This window comes from Achromobacter semiaridum (genome assembly GCF_053543755.1).
Window position 1 is genome coordinate 193,206 of sequence record NZ_JBLVOL010000018.1, and the last position, 8,201, is coordinate 201,406.

Sequence of the window (8,201 nt, forward strand, 5' to 3'; positions counted from 1 at the left end):
CCTCGTCTGCCAGCCCCCACTAATGTGATTGCGCCATCACGGCGCCAGTGCTTGAGCATCGCCATGAATAAAGCCTTTGTTAAAGAGTCCGATAACGAGGACGACGACGACCTGCCGCAAGCCCAGGCTTTGCCCGTGGGCACCAAGAACTACATGACCCCCGAGGGCTACGAACGCCTGCGCGCCGAACTGACGCACCTGATGAACGTCGAGCGTCCGTCGGTGGTGCAAGTGGTGTCGTGGGCAGCGTCCAACGGCGACCGCTCTGAAAACGGCGACTATCTCTACGGCAAGAAGCGACTGCGCGAAATCGACCGCCGCATGCGCTTTTTGACCAAGCGGCTGGACATCGCCGAAGTGGTCGACCCGGCCTTGCAGCCCAACCGCGACCAGGTCTTCTTCGGCGCCACGGTGCTGTATAGCGACAAGGCCGGCGAAGACCACACCGTCACCATCGTGGGTGTGGACGAGGCCGAGCCGCTGGCCGGCAAGATCAGCTGGATTTCGCCGGTGGCGCGCGCGCTGATCAAGGCCAGGGAAGGGGACACGGTGGTGCTGCGCACGCCCGGTGGCATCGAAGAACTGGATATTCTGGAAGTGCGCTACCCGTAGGCGCTACCCGTAGGCGCTACCCGTAGGCGCTAAGCGCGGCAAGGCAAACGGTGCGCGCGGAAATTGCCATCGCCCTGCGTCAGAAAGGAAACAGGCGCCAGCTTTTGACTGGCGCCTGTTTGGTTGGGAGGGCTCTGACGTCCCTGCCTCGGTTTGGCGGCTTGCGCCGTCGTTCCCCTGGGGCTTGCTGCTTAAATCGATGCGTAGGTGTCGGCGTTGGCGTTGGCGTTCACCGAGCCGGCCTTACTTCTTGCGCGCGGCAATGGACTTTTCGGCCATGTTGACCAGGTCTTCGCCGATCTGTTTCTTCCACTTGTCGTACACGGGTTGCGTGACCTTGGCGAAGGCGTCGTGTTCGGCCTTGGACAAGGACGTCACGGTCACGCCGTGGCCTTCAATTTCCTTCAGGAGCGACGGGTCTTCCGGCGTGACGCCCTTGCGCGCGATCACGATCTGCTGCTTGCCGGCGTCCAGCGCGGCCTGGCGCACGATGTCGCGGTCCTTTTCCGACCACGAATTCCACACTTCGCGGTTCACCACGAAAATCAACGGATCCGCCACGTAGTTCCACAGCGTCAGGTACTTCTGGCCCACCGTGTACAGCTTGGAACCCGTGTAGATCGACAGCGGATTTTCCTGCCCATCGACCGCGCCGCTGGCCAGCGCCGGCTGCGCGTCGGCCCAGCTCATCTGGGTGGGGTTGGCGCCCAGCGCGGTGAACGTGTCGATGTACAGCGGCGAACCCACCACGCGCAGCTTCATGCCCTTCATGTCTTCCGGCTTCTTGATGTCGCGCTTGGAATTGCTGAGCTGGCGGTAGCCGTTTTCGCCCCAGGCCAGCGGCACGACCCCGGCCTTTTCAATCAGCTTGAACATCTCGCGGCCCACGTCGCCTTGCACCAGCGCGTCGATGGCGGCGTAGTCGGGCATCAGGAAGGGCAGCGAGAACAGGTTCAGCTGCTTGACCTGCGGCGACCAGTTGATAGTGGAGCCCACGGCCATGTCGATCACGCCCTGGCGGATGGCGGTGAATTCGCGCGTCTGGTCGCCCTGAACCAGCGACGTGCCCGGGTACACCTTGATGTTGATGCGGCCATCGGTGCGCTCGCGCACCAGCTTGGACCAGATCTCGGCGCCCTGGCCCCACGGGAAGGTTGTGCCCACCACGATGGACAGCTTGTATTCGGGCTTGTAGTTCTGCGCGTGCGCCGGCGTTATGCCGACCACGGCGGCGGCGCACAGCGCGGCGCCGATCAGGTTGCGTAATTTCATGGGGTGTCTCCTCTCTTTGCGAGTGTGTTTGTTGTTTGTTGATCGTTGTGCTGCAACCTGCTCTTCAATAGCCCAGCTTTTTCGGCAACCACAGCGCCAGTTGCGGAAACACCAGCACCGCCACCAGCACCAGGAACATCGCGCCCAATAGCCACACCACCCAGCGCACCGTGGACTCCATCGGCACGCGCGCAATGCGGCACGACACCATCAGGTTCACGGCAAGCGGCGGGGTGAACTGGCCCAGCGCCACCTTCAAGGTCAGGATCACGCCGAACCACACCGGGTCCCAGCCGTAAGCGTTGGCAATCGGCATCAGCAACGGCACGAAGATCAGGAAGATGGAAATGCCGTCCAGGAACATGCCCACCGTCATCAGCAGCAAGATCAGCAATGACAGCACGCCCCATTCGCCCAAGCCGGAATTGACGATGGCGTTGGTGATCGGGTCGATCACGCTAAGCGTGGACAAGGCCCACGCAAAGATGCCGGCCAGCGTCACCACCAGCATGATCACGGCAGACAGCTCGGCCGCCTCGCGCAAGATGGTGTACAGGTCGCGCAGCTTGATGGTGCGGTGGATGAAGCCGCCCACGAACAAGCCGTAGAACACCGCCACGACCGCCGCCTCGGTGGGCGTGAACCAGCCCAGGCGCATGCCGCCCAAAATCAGCACCGGCGCGGCCAGGCCCCATGACGCTTCACGCAGGCTGGCCCAGAACGGCGGGCGCGGCAAGTGTGCTTCCAGCGCGCCCATCTTGTATTTGCGCGACAGCCAGACGGCCGGAATGATTAGCGCGAAACCGGCCAGAATGCCGGGAATCATGCCCGCCGCGAACAGGGCCGGCACCGACGCGCCGGGCACCAGCACGGAATAGATGATGAAGGCGACGGACGGCGGAATCAGGATGTCGGTGGCGGCCCCGGCGGCCACCACCGCCGCCGAGAACGAGCCCGGGTAGCCGGCGCGCGACATGGCCGTAATCATCACCGCGCCCACCGCCGCCGCGCACGCCGGGCCTGAACCCGAAATGCCGCCCAGGAACATGGCCACCGCAATCGACACCAGCGGCAGCATGCCCGGGCCCCGGCCCACGATGGCAATCGCAAAGTCCACCAGCCGCTTGGCCACGCCCGAACGGTCGAAGATGGACCCGACCAGCACGAACATGGGGATGGCCAGCAGCGGGTATTTGGCCAGCCCGGCGTAGAAGTTCTGGGGCACGGTCAGCAGGCCATACCAGGGCGTGTCCAGGTTGGACAGCACGATGGCGACGGTGCCGCCGATGCCCAGCGCCACGCCCACGGGCACGCCGATCAGCATCAGCACAATGAAGACAACGAACAGCAGGGTGGCGATCATTTCGTGTCGGCGCCCCGGGCAATGCGGCGCAGGGTGCCCAGCGTGCGCAACGATATCGCCGCGGCCATCACGGGCAGCCAGATCGAATACCACCAGGTGGGCACGCCGATGGCTGGCGATGTTTCTTCGTAGATGAATTCGTCGGACACCAGCTTGACCGACAGCACCGTCAGCAGCACGAAAAAGGCCAGCACGCAGCCGTTGGAAATCAGCGCCATGATGCGCTGGCGCCGGGGCGAGCCGCTGTCCGCCAGGATTTCAATGCGGATGTGATGGTTGCGCACGAACGCCACGCTGCCGCCCGCCATGGTCAGCACGATCAACAGGAACACCGAGATTTCCTCTGTCCACGCGAATGACTGGTCGGTGAAGTAGCGCACCAGCACATTGGCGAAGGTGATCAGCGCCAGCGTGGCCAGCAGGATGACGGCCAGCCAGTCTTCGATGGCAAGCGGCACCTTGACGGCGGGATCGGATTCAACGGGGATGATCGGTTCGACGGGTTCGGCGGGGGCTTCAGGGCGGGACATGGGTGCGGCGACGGCAGGGCGCTTGGCGCGTTCTAGTCATGGGGTCGCTGCATCCTACCGTCGGCCCGCGGGCGCCGGTCTTCGTGTTTTCCCGTGGTGCGGGGCCGCAACAACATGCTGCGTTGCGTCAGAGCCGGCCACCACTTGCGCCCGCGCGCCGCGTATCGCCATCGATAAGGCGCGATGACAAGCAGGCTTTATCGCGATATTGCCATGCACCATTTTTGTGCCAAGACGTCGGAATTCTTTTGTAACATCGGGCGAAATGTCCGCTTGGCAAGCTTCTTGAACAACAGCTCCGGGAAAACCCCCTAAACAGGTAAAATCACTTTTTGCACCCATCCTTATACGGCGCCCGCATCGTGTCCCTAGTTCAGCATCTGCCTGGTTCCTCCGTCCTGTCCTCCTTTCGTCGCGATCGCCTGTTGGCGCAATTGAAGGAAGCCGGCCTGCCGGTGGCCGACATCTCCGCTCGCTACGAGCACTTCGTCAGCACCGACGCCGCCTTGACGGCCGAACAGCAGCAACACCTGACCCAACTGCTGGATTACGGCACCCCCAGCACAGCCGACGCCCCGGCCAAGAGCCTGTCGCTGCTGGTCATTCCGCGCCTGGGCACCATTTCCCCGTGGGCCAGCAAGGCCACCGATATCGCCCACAATTGCGGCCTGTCGTCGGTGCACCGCATTGAACGCGGCGTGCGCTATGTCATCACCCCCGAACGCGGCCTGCTTGGCACCAAGTCGTTTGACGACGCCATGCTGGCGCGCGCGGCCGACTGCCTGCACGACCGCATGACCGAAACCGTGGTCGACGCCAACTTCGACGGCCAGGCGCTGTTCCAGACGCTGGCCGGCAAGCCGATGCGCACGGTGGGCGTGCAGGCTGATGGCGTCAAGGCGCTGGCCGAAGCCAACGTGTCCTTGGGCCTGGCCCTGTCGGAAGACGAAATCGAATACCTGGCCAAGTCCTTCACCGACCTGGGGCGCGACCCCACCGACGTGGAACTCATGATGTTCGCGCAGGCCAACAGCGAACACTGCCGCCACAAGATCTTCAACGCCGAATGGGTCATCGACGGCCAGTCGCAACCGAACACGCTGTTCGGCATGATCCGCGCCACGCACAAGGCGCAGCCGGAAGGCACGGTCGTGGCGTATTCGGACAACGCCGCCATCATGGAAGGCGGCCCCGCGCAGCGCTTCCAGGCCGGCGTGCCCGGCGTCACGGGGCAGGGCGCTGACGGCGCCAGGTACATCCGCCGCGACACCACCGTGCACACCTTGATGAAGGTGGAAACGCACAACCACCCGACCGCGATTGCCCCGTTCCCGGGCGCATCCACCGGCGCGGGCGGCGAGATCCGCGACGAAGGCGCCACCGGCCGGGGCTCCAAGCCCAAGGCCGGGCTGACCGGCTTTACCGTGTCGCACCTGCGTTTCGACGACGCGCTGCAACCCTGGGAAGCCGACCACCACGGCCTGCCCGAGCGCATCGCCTCGCCCTTGTCCATCATGATCGACGGCCCCATCGGCGGCGCCGCGTTCAACAACGAATTCGGCCGCCCGAACCTGCTGGGCTATTTCCGCTCGTTCGAGCAGACGGCGGGCGGCACGCGCTGGGGCTATCACAAGCCCATCATGATCGCGGGCGGCCTGGGCAGCATCGATGCCGGCCTGACCCACAAAGACGTGATTCCCCCCGGCGCGCTGCTGATTCAGCTGGGCGGCCCGGGCTTCCGTATCGGCATGGGCGGCGGCGCCGCGTCCAGCATCAGCATGGGCAGCAACTCGGCCGAACTGGACTTTGATTCCGTCCAGCGCGGCAACCCGGAAATCGAACGTCGCGCGCAGGAAGTCATCGACCGCTGCTGGCAGCAGGCCGAAAACAACCCCATCATCGCCATCCACGACGTGGGCGCGGGCGGCTTGTCCAATGCCTTCCCGGAATTGGTCAACGACGCCGGCCGTGGTGCCATCTTCGACTTGAAGCGCGTGCCGCTGGAAGAATCAGGCCTGTCGCCCGCCGAAGTCTGGAGCAACGAATCCCAGGAACGCTACGTCCTGTCGATCTTGCCGAAAGACCTGGAACGCTTTGACGCCATCGCCCGCCGCGAACGCTGCCCGTACGCGGTGGTGGGCGTGGCCACTGAAGAACGCCAGCTGCGCGTGGTGGACGGCGAAGGCCTGCCCGGCCTGGACACGATCCGCCCGCAAGGCGAAGCCGAAGTGCGCCCCGTGGACGTGCCGATTGACGTCATCCTGGGCAAGCCGCCGCGCATGACGCGCGACGTGCGCCGCCTGCCGGGCGTGTCCGCGCCGCTGGATCTGGCCGGCATCGACCTGACCGAAGCGGCCTACCGCGTGCTGCGCCACCCCACCGTTGCCAACAAGTCCTTCCTGATCACCATTGGCGATCGCACCGTGGGCGGGCTGTCCAGCCGTGACCAGATGGTCGGCCCGTGGCAAGTGCCGGTGGCTGACTGCGCCGTGACGCTGGCCGATTACGAAGGCTTCCGTGGCGAAGCCATGTCGATGGGCGAACGCACCCCCATCGCCATGCTGGACGCCCCGGCGTCCGGCCGCATGGCGGTTGCCGAAGCCCTGACCAACCTGGCCGCCGCCGACGTGGCGCGCCTGGAAGACATCAAGCTGTCCGCCAACTGGATGGCCGCTTGCGGCGTGGACGGCCAGGACGCCGCGCTGTATGACACCGTGTCCGCCGTCAGCGAACTGTGCCAGGCCACCGGCCTGTCCATCCCCGTGGGCAAGGATTCCCTGTCCATGAAAACGTCCTGGGAACAGGACGGCGAGCAGCGCCAGGTGGTGGCGCCGGTGTCGCTGGTGGTCACGGCGTTTGCGCCCGTTGCCGACGTGCGCGCCAGCCTCACCCCGCAGCTGCGTACCGATGCCGGTGACAGCGTGCTGATCCTGATCGACCTGGGCCGTGGCCGTCACCGCATGGGCGGATCGATCCTGGCGCAGACGTACAACCAGATCGGTGAAACCGTGCCGGACATCGACGCGCCGCAGGACCTGCGTGCGTTCTTCATCACCATCCGCACGCTGGCCGAAGCCGGCACCATCCTGGCCTACCACGACCGTTCCGACGGCGGCCTGTTCGCCACGCTGACCGAAATGGCCTTCGCCGGCCGCACCGGTATTTCCGTGAACCTGGACATGCTGACGTTCGATCCGCAATCGGCGGATTGGGGCGACTACAAGATTCGCCCCGACCAGGTGAAGGTGCAACGCGAAGAACTGACGCTGAAGGCGCTGTTCTCGGAAGAAGCCGGCGCCGTCATCCAGGTGCCCGCCGCACAACGCGATGCGGTCATGCAAGTGCTGCGCGGCGCGGGCCTGTCGGCCCACTCGCACGTCATCGGCGGCCTGAACGGCGCCGACGAAGTCGAGTTCTACCGCGACGGCAAGAAGGTCTGGGGCCAGCCGCGTGCCGAGCTGGGCCGCGCCTGGAGCGAAGTGTCCTACCGCATCATGGCCCGCCGCGACAACCCGGCTTGCGCGCAAGCCGAGCTGGACGTCTGGAACGATACGACCGACCCCGGCATGAGCCCGAACGTGTCGTTCGACCCGCAAGAAGACATCGCCGCGCCCTTCATCAATACCGGCAAGCGTCCGCGCGTGGCCATCCTGCGCGAGCAGGGTTGCAACAGCCAGGTGGAAATGGCCTGGGCGTTCGACACCTCGGGCTTCGAAGCCATCGACGTCCACATGACCGACCTGCTGGCCGGCCGCGTGGACCTGGCGCAGATGCAAGGCCTGGTGGCCGTGGGCGGTTTCAGCTACGGCGACGTGCTGGGCGCCGGCGAAGGCTGGGCGCGCACCATCCGCTTCAACAGCCAGTTGTCGGATCAGTTCGCCGCGTACTTCGCGCGTCCGGATACGTTTGCGCTGGGCGTGTGCAACGGCTGCCAGATGATGGCGGCGTTGGCCCCGATGATTCCGGGCGCCGAGCACTGGCCGCGCTTCACGCGCAACCAGTCGGAAAAGTACGAAGCACGCCTGTCGATGGTGGAACTGGCCAAGTCGCCGTCCATCTTCTTTGCCGGCATGGAAGGCGCGCGCATTCCTGTCGCGGTTGCGCACGGCGAAGGCTTTGCCGACTTCTCGCAGCAGGGCGATGCCAGCCGTGTGCTGACCGCCGCGCGCTACATCGACAACCGTGGACTCGCTACCGAAGCCTACCCGTTCAACCCGAACGGCAGCCCCGGCGGCCTGACTTCCGTCACCACGGCTGATGGCCGCTTCACGGTGATGATGCCGCACCCGGAACGCGTGACCCGCAACGTCATGATGTCGTGGGCGCCCGAGAAATGGGGCAATGCTGATCAGGGCGGTACGTACAGCCCATGGATGCGCATCTTCCGTAATGCGCGCGTCTGGCTGAAGTAAGCCGGGGCGGGG

At 65.2% G+C, this 8,201-nt stretch carries 5 protein-coding genes; 2 read left to right on the top strand and 3 right to left on the bottom strand.

The window, feature by feature from the left end; translation table 11 throughout:
• The first annotated feature begins 63 nt into the window (after nt 1–63).
• Nucleotides 64–612, top strand: a complete 549-nt coding sequence (gene greB / locus ACNPP0_RS06315; RefSeq protein ID WP_046806947.1) for a transcription elongation factor GreB — start codon at nt 64–66, stop codon at nt 610–612.
• Nucleotides 613–855: 243 nt separating this feature from the next.
• On the opposite strand, the gene ACNPP0_RS06320 is transcribed toward greB, so the two are convergent.
• The 3 genes from ACNPP0_RS06320 to ACNPP0_RS06330 all read right to left on the bottom strand — a co-directional run bounded on the left by ACNPP0_RS06320 (nt 856) and on the right by ACNPP0_RS06330 (nt 3,777).
• Complete coding sequence (locus ACNPP0_RS06320) at nt 856–1,884, bottom strand: DctP family TRAP transporter solute-binding subunit (protein ID WP_448705318.1); 1,029 nt, start codon at nt 1,882–1,884, stop codon at nt 856–858.
• Nucleotides 1,885–1,948: 64 nt separating this feature from the next.
• Nucleotides 1,949–3,247, bottom strand: coding sequence for a TRAP transporter large permease (locus ACNPP0_RS06325; protein ID WP_332608526.1), 1,299 nt, complete (start codon nt 3,245–3,247; stop codon nt 1,949–1,951).
• Nucleotides 3,244–3,777, bottom strand: coding sequence for a TRAP transporter small permease (locus ACNPP0_RS06330; RefSeq protein WP_448705319.1), 534 nt, complete (start codon nt 3,775–3,777; stop codon nt 3,244–3,246). Before ACNPP0_RS06330 ends, ACNPP0_RS06325 begins: the two co-directional genes overlap by 4 nt.
• Before the next feature lie 362 nt (nt 3,778–4,139).
• On the opposite strand from ACNPP0_RS06330, the gene purL reads away from it, so the two are divergent.
• Complete coding sequence (purL, locus tag ACNPP0_RS06335) at nt 4,140–8,189, top strand: phosphoribosylformylglycinamidine synthase (protein ID WP_448705320.1); 4,050 nt, start codon at nt 4,140–4,142, stop codon at nt 8,187–8,189.
• Nucleotides 8,190–8,201 lie beyond the last annotated feature (12 nt).